We start from the raw sequence: 19,215 nt of genomic DNA, 5'->3' as shown, positions 1-19,215 counted from the left end.
GCGGCCGGCTTTGCGTAGGGTGGCGGGATGCCGCACATCGCTTCCCGCTACCTCGCCGAGGGCCCTCGCGTGGGCATCCGCCACTTCACCTACGAGGACGGCGCCGAGTTCATCTCCCGGGCCCGGGAGAGCAAGGACCTCCACCAGCCCTGGCTGTTCCCGCCCACCACGGACGCGGCCTACGCCGGGTACGCGGGCCGGCTGATCGAGGACCGCAGCAAGGCCGGGTTCCTGGTCTGCGAGAAGGACAGCGGAGAGCGCGATGGGGCGATCGCCGGGTTCATCAACATCAACAACATCGTCGAGGGCGGCTTCCAGTGCGGTGCCCTCGGCTACGGGGTGTTCGCGCACGCGGCCGGGCGCGGGCTGATGCGGGAGGCGATGGGACTGGTCGTGGACCACGCCTTCGGGCCGATGCGGCTGCACCGGCTGGAGATCAACGCCCAGCCCGGCAACGCCGCCTCCATCGCGCTCGCGCGCGGCGCCGGGTTCCGCCTCGAGGGCTTCTCGCCGAACATGATCTACATCGACGGGGCCTGGCGGGACCACGAGCGGTGGGCGATCACGGCCGAGATGCGCTGATCCGGGGCAGCGGCCCGGCCTTTGCGGAATCCTGACCGGCAGCTCCCCTGGGCAGTTCGTCCCGCGCCGGGTTCCATGGCGATCGTGACCAGGATCCGACGTGAGGTACTGACCCTGCCCGCGGCGGAGTTGGGCCCGGACAACCCGCTGCCCCCGCTCCGCCCGCTCGACGAGATACACGGCGTCGACCCGCGCGACCGGGACGAACTGCCCGCGGAGATGGCCCGGCGGCTCGGCAACGAGCCGCTCCGCAGCCTCCTCCCGCTACGGATCCGCGACGGCTACGGCAGAACCCGCGCGCCCCGCGCCCTGGACGCGCTGGTGATCGAGAACGACCGGCTGCGCGCCACCGTCCTGCCCGGCCTCGGCGGCCGCGTCGCCTCCCTCGTCCACCTGCCCACCGGCCGTGAACTCCTCTACCGCAACCCGGTGTTCCAGCCCGCCAACCTCGCCCTCAACGGTGCCTGGTACGCCGGTGGCATCGAATGGAACATCGGTGCCACCGGCCACACCACCCTGTCCTGCGCCCCGCTGCACGCGGCCCGTGTCGCCGCCCCCGACGGCGGGGAGATGCTGCGGCTGTGGGAGTGGGAGCGGCTGCGCGACCTGCCCTTCCAGGTCGACCTGTGGCTGCCGGACGGCTCCGACTTCCTGTACGTCGGCGTCCGCGTCCGCAACCCGCACGAACACCCGGTGCCGCTCTACTGGTGGTCCAACACGGCCGTGCCCGAGGACCGCCGGGTCGTGGTGCAGGCAGAGGAGGCCTGGGAGTTCGGGCCCGAACGCCGGCTGCGCCGGGTGCCCGTTCCGCCGTACGACACCCGACACCGCCATGCCACCGACTACTTCTACGACCTGCCGGACGGCCGGCGCCGCTGGATCGCCGCGCTGGACGCGGCCGGGCACGGGCTGGTGCAGACCTCGACCGACGGGCTGCGCGGCCGGAAGCTGTTCGTATGGGGCTCGGGCCCCGGCGGCCGGCGCTGGCAGGAATGGCTCGGCGGACCCGGCACCGGCGGCTACCGCGAGATCCAGGCCGGACTGGCCCGCACCCAGCTGGAGCACGTCCGGCTGGAGGAGGAAAGCGAGGCCTCCTGGCTGGAGGCGTACGGGCCGTTGTCCGCGTCGCCGGACACGGCGGCGGCGACAGTGGCAGCGGTGGCGGCGGTGGTGGCGGAGCGGCTGGAGGACGCCCTGCCCCGTACCGCGCTCGACGCCGCGTACGCGGCCTGGCAGCCGTACGCCGACACCGCACCCGGCGAGATCCTCGCCACCGGTTCCGGCTGGGGCGCCCTGGAAGTCCTGCGGACGGACCGGAAACTGCCCGGCACGCCGTTCGCGGAGTCGACGCTCGGCGAGGAGCAGGCGCCCTGGCGGGAACTGCTGCACACCGGCACGCTGCCCGAACCCCGCCGGGAACGGCCGCCGGGACCCACCCTGGTCGCCCCGCACTGGCGGGACATGCTGGAGACGGCCCCCGCGACCCCGCACACCGAATACCACCTCGGCGTCGCCCAGTGGCACGCCGGCGACCGGGCCCAGGCCGTCCGCAGCTGGGAGCGGGCCCTCCGGCTCGCACCGTCCCGGTGGCCGCTGCTGCGCTGTCTCGCGGTCGCCGACCAGGAGTACGGGCACCACGAACGGGCCGCCGAGCGGTACGCCGACGCCTTCGACGACCTGTGCCGGGAACTTTCCCACCGCCTGCACGGCGTGGGAGATACCCCCAGCGACGACGGCGAGGCCTGGACGGCGGCCGCCGCCGCGCTGGGCCGGGAGGCACTCGAAGCGCTGCTGCGGGCACGCCGGGCCGCGGACGCCCGCACCGTCTGGGAGGCGCTGCCCCCCGCCATCCGGGAGCGTGGCCGGTTCCGGCTCCTGGAGGCGGAGTTGCTGCTCGCCGAGGGGCGGCGGGCGGCGGCCCGGGCCGTGTTCGAGGACGGGTTCGAGGTCGCCGACCTGCGGGAAGGAGCCGATGTCGTCGGCCGGTTGTGGGCGCGGCTCGGTGACGAGCCGCTGCCCGCTCGGTACGACTTCCGGATGCGGCCGCGGAACCCCTGATCAGGCCGGTCGCTGATCGACGTACTCGAAGACCGAGCCGTCGGGGTGCATCGCGAGCAGATTGCGGCCGGCCGGGGTGGGCACCGGCCCGGCGAGGATGCGGGCGCCGAGGTCGTCCAGCAACCGGTGGGCCGCGTCGACGTCCTGCACCGCGATCGTCGCGGTCACCTTGCGCAGCACCTCCAGCTCCGCCTCCGGGCCGCTCATCAGAAGGAAGGAGCCGACCGCGGCGACCTGGACGCCCCCGCGTTCGAAACGGAGGGCTCTGCCGCCGGAGAGGCGTTCGTAGAACGGGATCGCGGTTTCGAGGTCGTCGACGCAGATGCGCAGGGAGGCGCCCAGAATCTCCATGCGACGAGCCTAGTTGGCGCCGGGCGGGAAGACGCCGGCTCCCGCGATCTCCTGTTACGGCTTCTCGTGGCCGGGTACCCGGCCCGAATGGAACATCTCGATCATCTCGAACATCTGGACAAGGACCTCGTCGACGAACTGGCCCAGGTCGCACGCGAGACCGTACGGGATGAGCTGCGCCAGCAGAGCCGCAAACGGCGGCGGGCCGCTCTGCTGTACGGCGCCTCCGGTGCGGTCGCCCTGTACGCCGGGGCGGCGGTGGCGTCGGCCGTGGGCCTGGCGCTGGCGATCGTGCTGCCGGGGTGGGCCGCGGCGCTGGTCACCGCGGGGATCCTGGGTACGGTCGCCTACCTGCTGCGGGAGGCCGGCCGGCCCAGTCGGCCGCACGCTCCCCGGCGGGTCATCGGCGGAACGGCGCCCGCGGGGCCGCCCAGCGGGCTGGGGCTGCCGTACCCGCCCATGCCGGCGCAGCCGCCGGTGCCGCCGATCACGCCGGTCATACCGGTCACTCCCGACGCCGGCCAGGACGTGCCGCCTCGTCGTGCCTGACGTCGCCCGGGAGGCGGCACCGCACGGTGTGCAGGTCGCGCGGTGCCTCGCGCCCTTCGCGGGGCGCTCTCGGCGGGCGGCGTTCGACGGGCCCGCCTACGGTTACGTGGGAAGCCTCGGAACCCAGACGCATTCCCGGAGGCGCACCGTGAGACGTCGACCCCGGATCGTGACCACCGGCGCCGGGTCCGCCGGGGGCCGCGCGGGCCGTACCCCCGCGTGGCCGGCCCGGAACCGCGCCGACGTCACGCTGCCCCACCCCGTCGGCCGCTCCCCGTATCCGCATCGCAGGCCCCCGGCGCGGTCGGGTCCCGTACGGCCCTGGCCGGCGCCGCCGGACACGCCGGACACGCCGGACACGGACGCGCCGGAGGCGCCGAACGCCCCCGGAACCGCTACGGACACGGACGCGCCGGAGCTGTCGAACGCCCCCGGAACCGCTACGGACACGGACGCGCCGGAGCTGTCGAACGCCCCCGGAACCGCTACGGACACTCCCTTCGAAGGAGTCTCATGAACACCGCCGAACTCGTCGAACTCGCCCAGCAGTTGCGCGTGGACAGCGTGCGGGCGGCCGCCGCGGCCGAGTCCGGGCATCCGACCTCGTCGATGTCCGCCGCCGATCTGATGGCCGTCATGCTCGCCCGGCATCTGCGCTACGACTTCGACCGGCCCGCCCACCCCGGCAACGACCGCTTCATCCTCTCCAAGGGCCACGCCTCGCCCCTGCTGTACGCCGCCTACAAGGCGGTCGGCGCCATCGACGACGCCGAACTGCTCACCTTCCGCAGGCTCGGCTCCCATCTGGAGGGGCACCCCACCCCGCGCCGGCTGCCCTGGGTCGAGACCGCCACCGGCTCGCTGGGCCAGGGCCTGCCGGTCGGCGTCGGTATCGCGCTGTCCGGGAAGCGGCTGGAACACGGCCCGTACCGGGTCTGGGTGCTGTGCGGGGACAGCGAGCTGGCCGAGGGCTCCGTGTGGGAGGCCGCCGAGCATGCCGGGTACGAGCATCTCGACAACCTCATCGCGATCGTCGACGTCAACCGGCTCGGCCAGCGCGGCCCCACCCGGCACGGCCACGACCTGGACGCCTACGCCCGCCGCTTCCAGGCCTTCGGCTGGCACACCGTGCAGATCGACGGCCATGACGTGGACGCCGTCGACCGCGCCTGCGCCGAGGCCACGGCCACCGCGGGGCAGCCCACCGTGATCCTCGCCCGCACCCGCAAGGGCCGGGGCGTCGCCGCCGTCGAGGACCGCGAGGGCATGCACGGCAAGCCGCTGCCCGACGCCGAGGAGGCCATCGCCGAACTGGGTGGAATGCGGGACCTCCGCGTTCATGTGCAGGAACCTCCGGCGGCCCGTGCCCTGCACTCCGTGCCCACCGGCGCGCTCGAACTCCCGCGCTACGACAAGGGGGACGAGGTCCCCACCCGGGACGCCTTCGGCGAGGCGCTGGCCGCGCTCGGCACCGCCCGCACCGACGTCGTCGCCCTGGACGGCGAGGTCGGCGACTCCACCCGTACCGAGTTCTTCGGCAAGGAACACCCCGACCGGTACTTCGAGTTCTACATCGCGGAACAGCAACTCGTCGCCGGTGCCGTCGGCATGGCCACCCGAGGCTGGGTGCCGTACGCGGCCACCTTCGCCGCCTTCCTCACCCGGGCCCACGACTTCGTCCGCATGGCCGCGATCAGCGGCAGCGGGATCAACCTGGTCGGCTCGCACGCGGGTGTCGCGATCGGCCAGGACGGGCCCTCCCAGATGGGCCTGGAGGACCTGGCGATGTTCCGCTCGGTGTACGGCTCGACCGTGCTCTACCCCTGTGACGCCAACCAGACCGCCAAGCTCGTGGCGACCATGGCCGGGCTCGACGGCGTCCGCTATCTGCGCACCTCGCGCGGTGCGGCCCCGGTGATCTACGGACCGGACGAGGAGTTCCCGGTGGGCGGAGCCAAGGTGCTGCGCTCCTCCGACGCGGACCGGCTGACCGTGGTCGCCGCCGGGGTCACCCTGCACGAGGCGCTGAAGGCCGCCGACGCGCTCGCCGAGGACGGCATCCGGATCCGGGTCATCGACCTGTACTCCGTCAAGCCCGTCGACCGGCAGACCCTGCGCCTGGCCGCCGAGGAGACCGGCTGTCTGCTCACCGTCGAGGACCATCACGAGGAGGGCGGGCTCGGCGACGCGGTCGCCGAGGCCTTCGCGGACGGCCGGCCGGTACCGCGCCTGATTCGGCTCGCCGTGCGGACCATGCCGGGCTCGGCCGCGCCCGACCAGCAACTGCACGCGGCGGGCATCGACAGCGAGGCGATCGCGGCGGCCGGCCGGCTGCTGGTCGAGGAGGCGATCGTGCGATGACCGGTGACGAGACGGTCGTGGCGCCGGCGGCCCGGCGCGGACCGCGACGGGAGGAGGGGCCATGACCGGACAGGCCGGACTCCGGTACGTGTACGCAGTCTGCCGTCCCTTCGAGGCGGCCCTGCAGTCCCAGCTCACCGGCGTGGCCGGCGCCCCGCCCGGGCTGCTCAGGCACCATGGTCTGGTCGCCGTCGTCAGCACGGTCCCGGAGGGTGACTTCGCCGAGGCGCCCCTGCGGGACCATCTGGCGGACCGGGACTGGCTGGCCGCGACCGCCCGCGCCCATCAGGGCGTGGTCGACGCGCTCACCACGGTCACCACCCCACTGCCGCTGCGGCCGGGCACGGTCTTCCGGGACGACAGCGGTGTACGGACCATGATGGAGGCCTGCGAGGCCGACTTCCGGTACGCCCTCGACCGGCTCGACGGCATGGTCGAGTGGGGCGTCACGCTCTACGCCGGCCCCGACTCGCCCGAGACGGATCCGGCACGCGCCGGGGAATTCGCCCGTACGCTGCACGAGCGGCTTTCCCGGCGCGCCGAGGATTTCCGGCTGCACCCTCCGCAGGACGCGGCGCCGGCCGGAGTTCAGGAGAGGAATCTGCTCGACGTCGCCTATCTGGTGGCGCGTGCGCATTGCGAGGAATTCGTGGAACTGGTGGACCGTACGAAGGGTGAGGTGCCGGGAATACGCGTGGAACTCAGCGGACCCTGGGCGGCCTACTCGTTCTACTCGTTCACCGGCGACCTCGCCCTGCACGAGCGCCCCGATCCGCCGGACCTCTTGGCGCGGCCCGGCTCCGGTACCGCGACGGGCAGCGGCCCGAGGTCCTGAATCCGGACCCCGGGCCACTGCCACCGCTGTTGCCGCGCGAGCGGATCGGCCACCGGCGGTGGTCTCACCACCTGTACCAGCGACCCCTGCCGCCGGTGGCGTTCGTGCCTCGGACCAGGAATCCGAGAAGCCACAGCACCAGCACGACGAGCGCGATCCACCAGAGCAGTTTCACCGCGAATCCGGCACCGAAAAGTATCAGCACCAGAAGCAGTACCAGCAGAATGGGAACCATAGTCTGACCTCCTGGCGATCCGTGTTTCCCGAATTCCGCGGATCAGACTCACTTACGGCAGAGAATTTCTCCGTGCAGAACGGCGAACCAGCCGTCGTCCTGTGCCGCCCACTCCCGCCAGGCCCCCGCGACGGCCCGCAGTTCCCCGATGGTCGCGTGGCCGCCCTCCGTGGCCCGCTCGGCATAGGACGAGGCGACGGTACGGTCCGCCCACAGTCCGCCCCACCACGCCCGCTCCTCGGCCGTGCTGTAGGTCCAGGTGCCGGAGGTGGCGGTGATGTCGGTCAGTCCCGCGGCCAGGGCCCAGGACTTCAGCCGCCGCCCGGCATCCGGCTCGCCCCCGTTGGCCCGGGCCACCCGCCGGTACAGCTCCAGCCAGTCGTCCAGGCCCGGCACCGCCGGGTACCAGGTCATCGCCGCGTAGTCCGAGTCCCGTACGGCGATGAAGCCGCCCGGCTTGGTGACCCGGCGCATCTCGCGCAGCGCCTGCACCGGATCGCCCACGTGCTGGAGCACCTGGTGGGCGTGGACCACGCAGAAGGTGTCGTCCGGGTAGTCCAGCGCATGCACGTCGGCGACCGTGAAGTCCACGTTCGTCAGCCCGCGCCCGGCGGCGGTCCGCCGGGCCTGCTCCAGGATGTCCGGCGCCTGGTCGGCGCCGGTGACCCGGCCGTCGGGGACCAGTTCCGCCAGATCGGCGGTGATCGTGCCGGGGCCGCAGCCGATGTCCAGGATCCTCATGTGGGGCTTGAGCGAACCCAGCAGATAGGCCGCGGAGTTGGCGGCGGTGCGCCAGGTGTGGGAACGCAGCACCGACTCGTGGTGCCCGTGCGTGTAGACGGCGGTCTCCTGTGGTTTCGACATGGCTCAGCCCCTTCGCTTCACACCAGGCGGACGGGGCCGGACGGCCCCGTCCCGCGGTATCCGCGACGCTACGCCCGCGTGCCGGATAATGAGATACGCGTTTTGCGATGTGGACTGACGCTCTGTCAGAGCGGCCGGTAGACCGTCAGCGCCTCCGGCAGCTTGTCCACCGTCACCTCGCCCTTCACGTCGGTGACCTCACCGTCGTAGGCGAGCGGGGTACCGGTCTTGAGGCCGGTGAGACGCAGTCGGCTCACCCGCACCTCCGCGTGTGCGGGGGAGCGGGAGAGCGGGCCCGCGACGGCGGCGGAGAACAGGCGCAGCGCGGGATGCCGGCCGCCGTGCACCACCCGTACGTCCAGCTGCCCGTCCGCCAGGTCGGTACGGCGGCCCGGTGTCAGGCCCATCCGGTGGTAGACGCAGTTGCCGACGAACAGCAGCCACAACGGGTGCGCCGAGCCGCCGAGTTCGACCTCCAGCGGATGCTGGTCCGTGCGCAGCACGCGCAGTGCCGCCAGTACCTCGGCGGGTCGGCCGCCGATGCGGTGGGCCCAGCGGTCCCGTTCGCGCACCAGCTCCGGATACACCCCTAGGCTCAGCGTGTTGAGAAATATGCCCTCCTGGCCGTCGCAGGCGAAGCGGCCGACGTCCACCCGGACCGCCTCGCCGTCGCGCACCGCACGGCCCAGACCGCGGCCGTCCTCCACAGTCAGGTCGTAGGCGAAGTGGTTGAGGGTGCCGCCGGGCAGCACCGCGAGCGGCAGGCCGTGCCGCAGCGCGACCTGGGCGGCCGCGTTCACGGTGCCGTCGCCGCCGCACACTCCGAGCGCCCGCGCCCGCAGTGCCGCCTTCTCCAACTCGGCCCGCACCTCGCCCGGTTCGCACTCCACCAGTTCGGCCTTCGGCAACTCGTCGTGCAGCGCCCGGACCCGGTCGGAGCTGCCCGAGGCCTGGTTGGCCACCACCACCAGGCCCTCCCCGTCGGGCAGCGCCGGGGCCTCCGCGCGCGGCCGGGGCGGCGGCCCGATCTGGCCCCGGGTCGGCACCAGCCGGCGGATCGCGAACGCGGCGCCCACACCCAGGGCCGCACCCGCGATCACGTCGCTCGGGAAGTGCACGCCCGTGTAGACCCGGGACATCGCCACGGAGAACGCCACCGGCGCCACCACCGCGCCCCACCCCGGCGACTCCAGGGCGACCCCGGCCGCGAACGCCGCCGCCGACGCGGCGTGACCGGAGGGGAACGAGGTGGTGATCGGCTGCCGCTTCAGATGCCGTACCGCCGGCACCGGGTCCAGGACCGGCCGGGACCGGCGCACCGAGCGCTTGCCGAGGGTGTTGATGGTCAGGGAGGCAAGGCTGAGCGAGGCCAGGCCGCGGACGGCCGCGCGGCGGGCCCGGGGGGTGCGGGACGCCGCCACCGCGGCCGCCGCCGCGAACCACAGCACGCCGTGGTTGGCACTGCGGCTCAGCCGGGGCAGCACCGGGGCGGCGAACGGCCAGTTCCGCTCGGCGGCCACCTCGAACAGCCGCAGGTCGAGAGCGAGCAGCCGGTCACGCAGCGCGTGCCGGCCGGGCTTCAGGACGGTCAGGTCAACATCTGGGCTCATGCGGGTCCGGTTACCCTGAAGTGGCTGTTTCGTGCCGGTACCCGACGCGGTCGAGTGAGAGGACCCTCTGGATGCGCCTGCTCCTCATACGTCACGGGCAGACCCCGACCAACGTCGACTTCCTGCTCGACACCGGCGTACCGGGCCCCGGTCTGACCGCGCTCGGCGAGCGGCAGGCGGCGGCCCTGCCCGAGGCCCTCGCCGGCGAGGACATCGAGGTTCTCTACGTCTCCACGCTGACCCGCACCCAGCTCACCGCCGCGCCACTGGCCGCCGCCCGCGGCCTGGCCCCGATCGTCCGCGACGGCATCCGCGAGGTCTCCGCCGGCGACCTGGAGCTGCTGCCCGGCCACTCCGAGCGCGGCCAGGAGTACATGCGGACCGTGTTCGCCTGGGCGGCCGGGGACACCGCGCTGCGCATGCCCGGCGGGGAGACCGGGGACGAGGCGCTGGCCCGCTACGACGCGGTGATCGCCGAGGCCGCGGCGAGCGGCGCCCGGACGGTCGCCGCGGTCAGCCACGGTGCCGCGATCCGCCTGTGGACGACGGCCCGCGCCGACAACGTCGACGTCGCCTTCGCGGCCGCCCGCCCCCTCGAGAACACCGGCGTGGTCATCCTGGAGGGCTCACCGGCCGACGGCTGGAAGGCGGTGTCCTGGGAGGGCGCGGTCGTGGAACCGGCGGGGGAGAGCGGGCCGGCGGGGGAGCGGTTGGAGTCCGCCGCGGAGTGACTGCGTCGCGGGGGCCGACGTCTTCGGCTGCCGGCGCGTCGTGGTTGCTCGCGCGGTTCCCCGCGCCCCTGAAGGGGCGCCGAGTGGACGCCCCTGAAGGGGCGCGGGGAACTGCGCGACCAGCCCCCACCGGACCCGCAGTCGAAGACGTCGGGCCGATAACGGTTTGCCCTATCTCAGGCGTGCCGCGCAGAATCCCTGACCATGGGACACCTGGAAGCCGCGCACCTCGAGTACTACCTCCCCGACGGGAGGGCCCTGCTCGGCGATGTGTCGTTCCGGGTCGGTGAGGGGGCCGCCGTCGCGCTGGTCGGCCCCAACGGCGCCGGCAAGACCACCCTGCTGCGGCTGATCTCCGGCGAGCTGAAGCCGCACGGCGGCACCGTGACCGTGAGCGGCGGCCTCGGCGTGATGCGCCAGTTCGTGGGCTCCGTGCGGGACGAGACGACCGTGCGTGATCTGCTGGTGTCGGTGGCGCCCCCCGGGATCCGGGAGGCCGCCCAGGCCGCGGACCGGGCCGAGCACGGCATCATGACCGTCGACGACGAAGCCGCCCAGCTCCGCTACGCGCAGGCGCTGGCCGACTGGGCCGAGGTGCGCGGCTACGAGCACGAGACGCTCTGGGACATGTGCACGACGGCCGCGCTCGGCGTGCCGTACGACAAGGCCCAGTGGCGGGAGGTGCGCACCCTCTCCGGCGGTGAGCAGAAGCGGCTGGTGCTGGAGGCCCTGTTCCGGGGCACCGACGAGGTGCTGCTGCTCGACGAGCCGGACAACTACCTCGACGTCCCCGGCAAGCGCTGGCTGGAGGCGCAGCTGGGGGAGACCCGCAAGACGGTCCTGTTCGTCTCCCACGACCGGGAACTCCTCGCCCGCGCCGCCGAGAAGATCGTCTCCGTGGAGCCCTCGCCCACCGGCGCCGACGCCTGGGTGCACGGCGGCGGCTTCGCCGACTACCACGACGCCCGCCGCGAACGCTTCGCCCGCTTCGAGGAACTGCGCCGCCGCTGGGACGAGAAGCACGCCCAGCTGAAGAAGCTGGTGCTGAACCTCCGCCAGGCCGCCGCCGTCTCGCACGAGATGGCGTCCCGGTACGCGGCCGCGCAGACCCGGCTGCGCAAGTTCGAGGAGGCCGGCCCGCCCCCGGAGCCGCCGCGCGACCAGGACATCCGGATGCGGCTGCGCGGCGGCCGTACCGGCGTGCGGGCCGTCACCTGCGCGGGACTCGAACTCACCGGCCTGATGAAACCCTTCGACCTGGAGGTCTTCTACGGCGAACGGGTCGCCGTCCTCGGCTCCAACGGCTCCGGCAAGTCGCACTTCCTGCGGCTGCTGGCCGGGGAGGAGGTGGCGCACACGGGTCAGTGGAAGCTGGGCGCCCGGGTGGTACCCGGGCACTTCGCCCAGACCCACGCCCACCCCGAGCTGCAGGGCCGTACCCTCCTCGACATCCTGTGGACGCAGCACTCCCAGGACCGGGGCGCCGCGATGTCCCGGCTGCGCCGCTACGAGCTGACCAACCAGGCGGAACAGACCTTCGAGCGGCTCTCCGGCGGCCAGCAGGCCCGGTTCCAGATCCTCTTGCTGGAGCTGCAGGGTGTCACGGCACTGCTGCTCGACGAGCCGACCGACAACCTCGACCTGGAGTCCGCGGAAGCACTCCAGGAGGGTCTGGAGGCCTTCGACGGTACGGTGCTCGCCGTCACCCACGACCGCTGGTTCGCCCGCTCCTTCGACCGCTACCTGGTCTTCGGCACCGACGGCCGGGTCCGTGAGACCCCGGAGCCGGTGTGGGACGAGCGCCGGGTGGAGCGCGCCCGCTAGACAGGCCCGGCGGCCCGGACCTTCGTACAGTGGATGCAGGGATCCGGACCGCCGGGACGGACACGACGAGCGGGGTACCACCATGACCGGAGTCGACCCCAGCCGGCTGGACGACCAGCAGCTCATGAAGGAGCTGGAGACCATCCACCGGACGCGCCACGACACCCTGCTGTACGGCTCCAACGACGCGCTGCGCGCCCACAACGAGCGCATGGCCCAGCTGGAGGGCGAGTACCTGCGCCGCAACCCGCGCCGCATCGTCGCCGCCGGCCGCACCCGGGAGGGCGCCCGGGAGCGCAGCTGCGCGGAGACGGCGACACCGCGCGCCTCCGCGAGCTGAGACCGGCGCCCTGCTCGGGCTCAGGCCTCGCGCAGCGCGTCGAGGAAGGCCTCGCAGAAGGCCTTGAGGTCGTCCGGCTTACGGCTGGTGACCAGTGTGCCGGGACCGGCTTCGCAGACCTGGACCTGCTCGTCGACCCAGGTGCCGCCGGCGTTGCGGATGTCGGTGCGCAGGCTGGGCCAGGACGTCAGGGTCCGGCCGCGCACGACATCCGCCTCGACCAGCGTCCAGGGCGCGTGACAGATCGCCGCGACCGGCCGGCCCGCCTCGAAGAAGCCCTTCACGAACGCCACCGCCTGCTCGTCCGTCCGCAGAATGTCCGGATTGGCGACCCCGCCGGGCAGTACCAGCGCCCCGAACGAGTCCGCCGAGGTGTCGCCGACCACCTCGTCCACGGGGAACGTGTCCGCCTTGTCGAGATGGTCGAAGCCCTGGACCCGCCCCGGCTCCGTCGACACCAGCACCGGCTCGTGCCCGGCGTCGGAGACCGCCTTCCACGGCTCGGTCAGCTCCACCTGCTCGACACCCTCGGGCGCGGTCAGAAACGCGATACGCATGACGTTCACTCCTTGCTTTCTCGGCTTCGCGGCCGCGTCGTCGGCGGGCCGCCTCACTCCTCGCCGGTCACGGCCTCGGCGAGTGCCAGCAGGTTGCGGTAGCGCGTCGACCGCGGCAACCGGGACACCCGGTGGACGAGGGCGTCGGAGGCGTGGCCACGACGCAGCACCCGTACCAGTTCGCTCGGCTGCGCCGGGAAGTCGTGTTGCCGGGTCAGGGACCGGGCCAGTTCCAGCCGGACGGTCGCCAGTGACGGCCGGTCGCTGGTCCACGGCAGCATCGGGGCGCGGTACACCTCCGGGTCGTCCTCGGCGGGTGGCTCGGGGTCGTTCCACTCCTCGGTGCGTGTCGGATGCCCGGACCTGAGCAGGTCCCGCAGCTCGTGCTTCATTTCCTCGTCCCGGTGAACACTCAACCGGTCGCTGCCTCGCTGCATGTCTCCCTCCAGGTGCTTCAGGGGTGCGGGACGCGTACCCGGTGGCACGGGGCCGACACGCCGGAATCGGCCCGTGCCGTTCACCCGAAAGGACCGGCGTGTCCCGCGAATGGGGGTCGGCCGCGCGCGGCACGGCGTGGGGCGGGCTGTGATGGCTGCGGGGGCACCGACCGCGTGTCCCCGGAGTCGTACGTTCCGAGGAGTCACCCCATGCGCCGTACCGCTCGCGCCCTGTCCGTCGCCGTCCTGGCGGGTGCCGCGTTCGGCGTCGCCGGTACGGCCGCCGCGGCCGGCGACGCCGGGGCGAACCCCGGCGGCGTGCGGCCCGGGACCACCGTCTCCGTGACCTGCGGGACGACCGGGGTGAACTGCCCGGTGGTGAGCGGGGCGCAGGGACAGCTCCGGATTCCGGACGCCACGGCCGCCGGGGGTGAAGGGGGCGCCGTTCCCCCGGCCGACGGCGGGGCGGCCCGGGGCGAGAACAGCGGGGTGCCCCATGGAAACGGGGGCGCGGTGCCCGGCGGGGGCAGTGGGGTGCCCCATGGGAACGCGGGCGCGGTGCCCGGCGGGGACAGCGGGGTCTCTCTCGGGGATGACGGCACGGTCTCTCGGGGGGATGACGGCACGGTCCCGCAAGGCGACGATGCCACCGCGCCTTGGGGCGACAGCGGTGCGGGTGTACGGGGTGACGACAGCGGTGCGGGTGTACGGGGTGACGACGGCGGGACGGCTGGTCGAGGCGACGACGGCGGGACGGGTGTGCGAGGCGACGACGGCGGCACTGCTGGTCGGGGGGACGCGGGCACGGGTGCGCGGGGTGACGATGCGACGGGTTCTCGGGGGGACGTCGGGGGCGCCGCGGCGACCGGGGGCAGTGGAGAGCGGCCCTGCTCCGCGGGGCAGAAGTCGTGCGGCGAGGGCGGACACGAGTGTGCCTCCTCCGGTTCCTCTCGTCCCTTCGGCTCCTCCGGCGGATCCGGCGGATCCGGCTTCTCCGGCTCGTCCGGCTCCTGCGACGGCGAGCACGCGTGTGACGAGCCGCGCGGCGGGGACTCGTCCTGCGCTCCGTCGACCATGGAGCACGGGGTGGAGGCCGGGGAAGGCGGCGCGTTCACGGACTCGGTTCCCGCACTGGTCGCGGGCGGCCTGCTGATCGCGGCCGCGTGCGGCGGCGCGGTGTACCGGCTCTCCGGCGGGAGGTCACGCGCGCACGGATGAGACGGCCGCCACCGGGTACCCCGGGGCGACCACCCCGGCACCGTTCCGGCACCCTACGCACCACCCGACGACCAGCACGGTCCGGACCGGACGGCACACGGCACCACGGACTGCGCGGAGGCGGACATGCGGCGGACGGATCCCGAGGGGCAGGGCCCGGCCCGGGACACGCCCGCGCGGGGCCACGGACCCGTCCGGTACGGGCCGCAGCTGCCCGACGACGGACTGCCCGTCCTGCCGGCACTGTCCACCGTGCTGGCCGCCGCCGCGAGCCGGGGCGGGGAGGAACCGGTCGGCGGCGGTCCGGCGCTGCTCGACGCGGCCCGCGGCTACTGGGAGCGCCGCGGGCTGCCCGCCCCGCCCGGCCGGGTGACCGCCGGCCCCGGCGCCCCCGCCCTCCTGCTGGCGCTCACTGCCGCGCTCGGCGGCGACGTCCTGGTGCCGCGCCCCTGCGCCGCCTGGTGGGCGCCGTACGCCCGGCTCCTCGGCCGGCCCGTCTTCCACGTGGCCACCCCGGCCGAGTCCGGGGGCGTGCCCGACCCCTACGCGCTCCTGGAGACCGTGCGCCGGGTCCGGGACGAGGGCGGTGACCCCCGGCTCCTGGTGCTCTCCGTCGCCGACGACCCGACCGCCACCGTCGCCGCGCCCGAACTGCTGCACGCGACCGTCGAGGCGGCCACCGGCGAGGGACTCCACCTGGTCAGCGACGAGACCTGGCGCGACACCCTGCACGCCCCGCACGCCACCGTGCTGCTCAGCCCCGCAGAGATGCTCCCGGACCGGGTCACCGTCGTCACCGACCTGGCCGGCGCCCTGCTGCCGGCCGGCTGGCCCGCCGCCGTCGCCCGGTTCCCCGAGGGCGACACCGGTACGTCCCTGCACGCACGCGTGCTCGACGTCCTCACCGCGCTCGGCGCCCGCCTCGCCGGACCGGTCGCGGTCGCGGCCGCCCACGCGCTGGACGAGCCCGAACCCGTCACCACGCGGCGGGAGGCAGCCGTCCGCCTGCACGCGCGCGTGGCCGCCGCCCTGCACGCCGCGGTGGTCGACGTCGGCGGCGTGGCCCGGCCCCCACAGGCCGGCCGTCACCTGTACGCCGACCTGGAGCCCCTGCGCGCCGCGCTCGGCGGCCAGGGGGTCGGCGACGCACAGGAGTTGGAGGACTTCCTCACCACCCGGCTCGGCATGCCCGCACCCGGCGGCCACCGCTTCGGCGACGACCTCCAGGCGCTGCGCGTACGGCTCGCCACCGGGCCGCTGCTGGGCGGCACCGACGCGGAACGCCTGGAATGCCTCACGTCACCCACACCGTTGGAACTGCCACACGTGCAACGCGCGTTGATGTCCTTGAGGTCGGTACTCGACGATCTCCGCGACGACGCTCAGCGATGGGAGCCTCCTCGATGACGCAGCAGACGCATGAGTCAGGGTCCGCCACGACGACCGCCCCCACGACGACCGCCCCCACGACGACTTCCGACCCGACTGCCACGACGACGCGGGACGCCCTTTCCACCTCCCCCGCCACCCCCGTGGCCCCGACTCCCGGCGCGCCGCCCTTTCCGCCGCTCGCCGAACCCCGCCCGCTGGGCGAACTCCGGTTCTGGCCGCGGACCTTCCACGACCGTCTGACCGCACCCCTGCCCGGCCTCAAGGCCATGGCCCGGTTCGCCCGCGAGGGCTCCGTCCGCCCCGGACGCGAGGGCCTCGCCGACATCCCCCGGCTGCCGTACAAGCCGGGCCCGCTGCCCCGCGTCGACACCGACACGGTCGCCGTCACCTGGGCGGGGCATGCGAGTTGGGTCGTCCGGATCGGCGGTCTGACCGTCCTCACCGACCCCGTCTGGTCCCGCCGGATCATCGGCACCCCGGCCCGGGTCACCCCGGTCGGCGTCGACTGGGAGACCCTGCCGCGCGTCGACGCGGTCGTCATCAGCCACAACCACTACGACCACCTGGACGCCCCCACCCTGCGCCGTCTCCCGCGCGACACCCCGGTGTTCGTACCGGCCGGCCTGGGCCGCTGGTTCCGGCGCCGCCGCTTCACGACCGTCACCGAGCTGGACTGGTGGGAGGCGGCCGAACTGTCCGGTGTCCGTTTCGACTTCGTCCCCGCCCACCACTGGTCCAAGCGCACCCTCACCGACACCTGTCACAGCCTCTGGGGCGGCTGGGTCCTCACCGCCGCCGACGGGCAGCGCGTCTACTTCGCCGGCGACACGGGTTACGGCCACTGGTTCTCCCGCATCGGCGGCCGCTACCCCGGTATCGACCTCGCCCTGATGCCCATCGGCGCCTACGACCCCCGCTGGTGGCTCAGCGACGTCCACCTCGACCCGGAGGAGGCGGTCCGGGCGACGGGGGACCTGGGGGCGAGGCGGATGGCCCCCATGCACTGGGGCACCTTCATCCTCTCGGCAGAGCCGGTGCTGGAGCCGTTGGGGCGGGTACGGGCGGCCTGGAAGAAGGCGGGGCTGGACCGGGAGAACCTGTGGGATCTGCCGGTGGGGGGTTCAAGGGTGTTGGAGTTGAGCGTCCCCTAGGGGCGCGGCGCTGTGACATTCTGTGGCTCCGCCGCGTGGGCGCGCTCAGCCTCCACGCACCCGCGGTCAGCCACGCACCGCACCACCCCGGACTCGCCGCACCATCCCCGGCATCGCGCTGATCACCACGGTCAGCGCGACCGCCAGCACAACCCCCTCCCACGGCTCCGGAAACAACGACCCACCCAGAATCCCGATCAACTGATAGGTCACGGCCCAGGCCACACAGGCCGGCGCGTTCCCCCGCGCGAACCGTCGCAACGGCCACTGCGCCAGCAGACATGCCAGCATCACCGGTATCCGTCCCGCCGGCACCAGGCGCGACAGCACCAGCACCGTCACCCCGCGCTCGGCCAACTTCTCCTGCGCCTGCTCCAGCCGGTCCTGCGGCGCCCGCGTCCGGATCGCCGCCAGCCACCGCGACCCGTTCTTCGATCCCATCCCGCGCCGCCCCAGCCAGTACAGCGCCGCGTCCCCCAGGAAGGCGGCCAGCGACGCCGTCACCAGCACCAGCGCCAGCGCGAACGGCGCCGTCTGGTGAAAGGCCACCACCGCCGCCGAACTCACCAGCGCCCCCGTCGGCACCACCGGCACCAGCGCTCCGATCAGCACCAGCAGAAACAGCGTCGGATAGCCGATCGCCTGCTGCGTGGACTCGGTCGACGAGGTCGACGCCGTCGCGCCGGCGGCCGCCATCACCAGCAGCAGTCTCACCGCGCGACCTCCAGCCGCACGCTCTCCCCGTGGCCGAGCTTGTGCACCGCGACCTGCGGCGCGTACTCCGCGGCGAGGCGCACGAACTCGTCGCCCGGCGCGTGGAACTCGTGCGGGCGCACCCCGTCCATACCGATCGGCCAGTACGTCCCGTAGTGCACCGGCACCGCGCTGCGCGGTGCCAGCCGGGCCAGCGCCCGCGCCGCCCGCCCGGCGTCGAGATGCCCCTCCCCGAGGTAGGGCCCCCAGCCGCCGACCGGCAGCAGGGCCACGTCCACCGGTCCGACCGCCTCGGCCATCTCGTCGAACAGCCCGGTGTCCCCGGCGAAGTACGTGCGGGCCGCGCCCTCGACGACATATCCGAGGGCGGGGGAGCGGTGCGGGCCGACCGGCAGCCGGCGTCCGTCGTGACGTGCGGGCACGACGCGTACGACCAGCGGGCCGACGGGTATCTCGTCGCCGACGCCGACCTCGGTGATCCGCAGCTGCCGGAGTCGACGGAGCGCGGGTACCGCGCGTGGTGCGCCCCGGGGCACAAGCAGGCGCGTGCCCGGGGCGAGCCCGGCCAGCGAGGGGACGTGCAGATGGTCGGCGTGCAGGTGGGAGACGAGCGCGAGGTCCGCACGACGGGCCTCGGGCGGCGGCGGGGCGCCCCGGCGGCGGCGCAGGTGCGCGAGCCGGCGCCCGAACAGAGGATCGGTGAGCAGTCGTACGCCCGAATCCTCGATCGTGCAGGTGGCGTGACCCCACCAGGTGATCTCCACCGGCACCTCTTTGCCTCCTTCGCGCGACTCCCCGAAGCCTACGTGCAGGAGTAGGGTCGGCGGCGAAACCCGGAGGTGAGGGGGGACGCCATGGGACAGGCACGGGGTGCCTACGGCGGGCTCGTGCCGGTGCGGGTCACCGCCATCGCGAGTCTGACGCCCCTGGAGGAACTGGAGATCGACCCCTTCCTGGTCGACTCCCGCAGCCAGCACGCGATGTGCGCGCGCTGGGCCGTGGAGCACGGGTACGTCATCGCCCGGGAACTCCTGGTCCGCGGGCTGCGTCACGACCACAGCGCCCTGTGGGCGGGTGTCCGGCCCGGCCTCGACGTCTTCGTCGCACCGAGCAGACGGGTGCTGGAGAGCGCGCTGTCGTCGGTCGAGGACTTCACGGCGGAGTGCGCGAGACGCGGGGTGCGGGTGGAGACGGTGGGGCGGGCCGAGCCCTGCTACGACGCCCAGATGAAGGCGCGGGTCCACCGGAGGCTGTCGATGCCGACGGCGGGGTACGACGGGAGGTGAGCCCGCTCGCGTCCACGGCCGTGTGACAGTGTGGGCGGCGGCAGACCCGCGGCGGAGGCGGGTCGCGGACGTGAGGTCGGTGGGGCGTGCGGTGGCGGCGGGTCGTCAGTCAGATCGGGC

General features: G+C 73.8%; 20 protein-coding genes. 12 read left to right on the top strand and 8 right to left on the bottom strand.

Annotated features, from left to right (window positions below):
* Nucleotides 1–27 precede the first annotated feature (27 nt).
* Entirely contained in the window at nucleotides 28–582 is a 555-nt protein-coding gene (locus ABZ642_RS00805; RefSeq protein ID WP_360474868.1) for a GNAT family protein, read from the top strand.
* A gap of 75 nt (nucleotides 583–657) precedes the next feature.
* A complete protein-coding gene (locus ABZ642_RS00800; RefSeq protein ID WP_360474865.1) occupies nucleotides 658–2,640 on the top strand; it encodes a DUF5107 domain-containing protein in 1,983 nt (660 codons plus the stop codon).
* Here ABZ642_RS00800 and ABZ642_RS00795 read toward each other — a convergent pair whose 3' ends face one another.
* Nucleotides 2,641–2,991 (bottom strand): VOC family protein, encoded by a 351-nt coding sequence (locus tag ABZ642_RS00795; RefSeq protein WP_360474862.1) that lies wholly within the window; start codon nucleotides 2,989–2,991, stop codon nucleotides 2,641–2,643.
* A gap of 87 nt (nucleotides 2,992–3,078) precedes the next feature.
* Between ABZ642_RS00795 and ABZ642_RS00790 the strand changes: the two genes are divergently transcribed.
* The 3 genes from ABZ642_RS00790 to ABZ642_RS00780 all read left to right on the top strand — a co-directional run bounded on the left by ABZ642_RS00790 (nucleotide 3,079) and on the right by ABZ642_RS00780 (nucleotide 6,736).
* Nucleotides 3,079–3,540 carry a phage holin family protein gene (locus tag ABZ642_RS00790; protein ID WP_360474859.1) on the top strand — a complete coding sequence of 154 codons (462 nt, stop codon included), beginning with the start codon at nucleotides 3,079–3,081 and terminating at the stop codon, nucleotides 3,538–3,540.
* 513 nt (nucleotides 3,541–4,053) lie between these two features.
* Nucleotides 4,054–5,901: a transketolase gene (locus ABZ642_RS00785; protein ID WP_360474856.1), complete on the top strand. Its 1,848-nt coding sequence runs from the start codon at nucleotides 4,054–4,056 to the stop codon at nucleotides 5,899–5,901.
* 61 nt (nucleotides 5,902–5,962) lie between these two features.
* A complete protein-coding gene (locus ABZ642_RS00780) occupies nucleotides 5,963–6,736 on the top strand; it encodes a GvpL/GvpF family gas vesicle protein (protein ID WP_360474853.1) in 774 nt (257 codons plus the stop codon).
* Between the two features lie 64 nt (nucleotides 6,737–6,800).
* Here the strand turns inward: ABZ642_RS00780 and ABZ642_RS00775 are convergent, their stop codons facing one another.
* The 3 genes from ABZ642_RS00775 to ABZ642_RS00765 form a co-directional block, all read right to left on the bottom strand.
* A complete protein-coding gene (locus tag ABZ642_RS00775; protein WP_360474850.1) occupies nucleotides 6,801–6,971 on the bottom strand; it encodes a hydrophobic protein in 171 nt (56 codons plus the stop codon).
* A gap of 48 nt (nucleotides 6,972–7,019) precedes the next feature.
* On the bottom strand, nucleotides 7,020–7,835 hold the full coding sequence (locus ABZ642_RS00770) for a class I SAM-dependent methyltransferase (RefSeq protein WP_360474847.1): 816 nt from the start codon (nucleotides 7,833–7,835) through the stop codon (nucleotides 7,020–7,022).
* A gap of 125 nt (nucleotides 7,836–7,960) precedes the next feature.
* Nucleotides 7,961–9,445, bottom strand: a complete 1,485-nt coding sequence (locus ABZ642_RS00765) for a phosphatase PAP2 family protein (RefSeq protein WP_360474845.1) — start codon at nucleotides 9,443–9,445, stop codon at nucleotides 7,961–7,963.
* 71 nt (nucleotides 9,446–9,516) lie between these two features.
* Between ABZ642_RS00765 and ABZ642_RS00760 the strand changes: the two genes are divergently transcribed.
* The 3 genes from ABZ642_RS00760 to ABZ642_RS00750 all read left to right on the top strand — a co-directional run bounded on the left by ABZ642_RS00760 (nucleotide 9,517) and on the right by ABZ642_RS00750 (nucleotide 12,340).
* Nucleotides 9,517–10,176: a histidine phosphatase family protein gene (locus ABZ642_RS00760; protein ID WP_360474842.1), complete on the top strand. Its 660-nt coding sequence runs from the start codon at nucleotides 9,517–9,519 to the stop codon at nucleotides 10,174–10,176.
* A 204-nt stretch (nucleotides 10,177–10,380) separates the two neighbouring features.
* Nucleotides 10,381–12,000, top strand: a complete 1,620-nt coding sequence (locus ABZ642_RS00755) for an ATP-binding cassette domain-containing protein (protein WP_360474840.1) — start codon at nucleotides 10,381–10,383, stop codon at nucleotides 11,998–12,000.
* Nucleotides 12,001–12,082: 82 nt separating this feature from the next.
* Nucleotides 12,083–12,340 (top strand): DUF6158 family protein, encoded by a 258-nt coding sequence (locus ABZ642_RS00750; RefSeq protein ID WP_360474837.1) that lies wholly within the window; start codon nucleotides 12,083–12,085, stop codon nucleotides 12,338–12,340.
* 20 nt (nucleotides 12,341–12,360) lie between these two features.
* On the opposite strand, the gene ABZ642_RS00745 is transcribed toward ABZ642_RS00750, so the two are convergent.
* Together ABZ642_RS00745 and ABZ642_RS00740 are read right to left on the bottom strand one after the other, a co-directional pair.
* Nucleotides 12,361–12,897, bottom strand: coding sequence for a type 1 glutamine amidotransferase domain-containing protein (locus ABZ642_RS00745; RefSeq protein ID WP_360474834.1), 537 nt, complete (start codon nucleotides 12,895–12,897; stop codon nucleotides 12,361–12,363).
* Between the two features lie 53 nt (nucleotides 12,898–12,950).
* On the bottom strand, nucleotides 12,951–13,334 hold the full coding sequence (locus tag ABZ642_RS00740; protein WP_360474831.1) for a DUF2795 domain-containing protein: 384 nt from the start codon (nucleotides 13,332–13,334) through the stop codon (nucleotides 12,951–12,953).
* A gap of 210 nt (nucleotides 13,335–13,544) precedes the next feature.
* Here ABZ642_RS00740 and ABZ642_RS00735 point away from each other — a divergent pair, with 210 nt between their 5' ends.
* From ABZ642_RS00735 to ABZ642_RS00725, 3 genes are all read left to right on the top strand, one after another.
* Nucleotides 13,545–14,552, top strand: coding sequence for a hypothetical protein (locus ABZ642_RS00735; RefSeq protein WP_360474828.1), 1,008 nt, complete (start codon nucleotides 13,545–13,547; stop codon nucleotides 14,550–14,552).
* A gap of 126 nt (nucleotides 14,553–14,678) precedes the next feature.
* A complete protein-coding gene (locus tag ABZ642_RS00730; RefSeq protein ID WP_360474825.1) occupies nucleotides 14,679–15,959 on the top strand; it encodes an aminotransferase class I/II-fold pyridoxal phosphate-dependent enzyme in 1,281 nt (426 codons plus the stop codon).
* Nucleotides 15,956–17,095, top strand: coding sequence for an MBL fold metallo-hydrolase (locus ABZ642_RS00725; protein WP_360474822.1), 1,140 nt, complete (start codon nucleotides 15,956–15,958; stop codon nucleotides 17,093–17,095). Before ABZ642_RS00730 ends, ABZ642_RS00725 begins: the two co-directional genes overlap by 4 nt.
* A 66-nt stretch (nucleotides 17,096–17,161) precedes the next feature.
* Here ABZ642_RS00725 and ABZ642_RS00720 read toward each other — a convergent pair whose 3' ends face one another.
* Nucleotides 17,162–17,791: a VTT domain-containing protein gene (locus ABZ642_RS00720; protein ID WP_360476037.1), complete on the bottom strand. Its 630-nt coding sequence runs from the start codon at nucleotides 17,789–17,791 to the stop codon at nucleotides 17,162–17,164.
* Between the two features lie 14 nt (nucleotides 17,792–17,805).
* On the bottom strand, nucleotides 17,806–18,579 hold the full coding sequence (locus ABZ642_RS00715; protein WP_360474820.1) for an MBL fold metallo-hydrolase: 774 nt from the start codon (nucleotides 18,577–18,579) through the stop codon (nucleotides 17,806–17,808).
* Nucleotides 18,580–18,663: 84 nt separating this feature from the next.
* Here ABZ642_RS00715 and ABZ642_RS00710 point away from each other — a divergent pair, with 84 nt between their 5' ends.
* On the top strand, nucleotides 18,664–19,095 hold the full coding sequence (locus ABZ642_RS00710; protein ID WP_360474817.1) for a hypothetical protein: 432 nt from the start codon (nucleotides 18,664–18,666) through the stop codon (nucleotides 19,093–19,095).
* Nucleotides 19,096–19,215: the final 120 nt, after the last annotated feature.

Origin of the sequence: Streptomyces sp. NPDC007157 (genome assembly GCF_040634235.1) — a bacterium.
Classification (GTDB): Bacteria; Actinomycetota; Actinomycetes; order Streptomycetales; family Streptomycetaceae; genus Streptomyces.
Note: the sequence above shows the minus strand (reverse complement) of the source record. Positions and strands in the feature narration are given on the sequence as shown.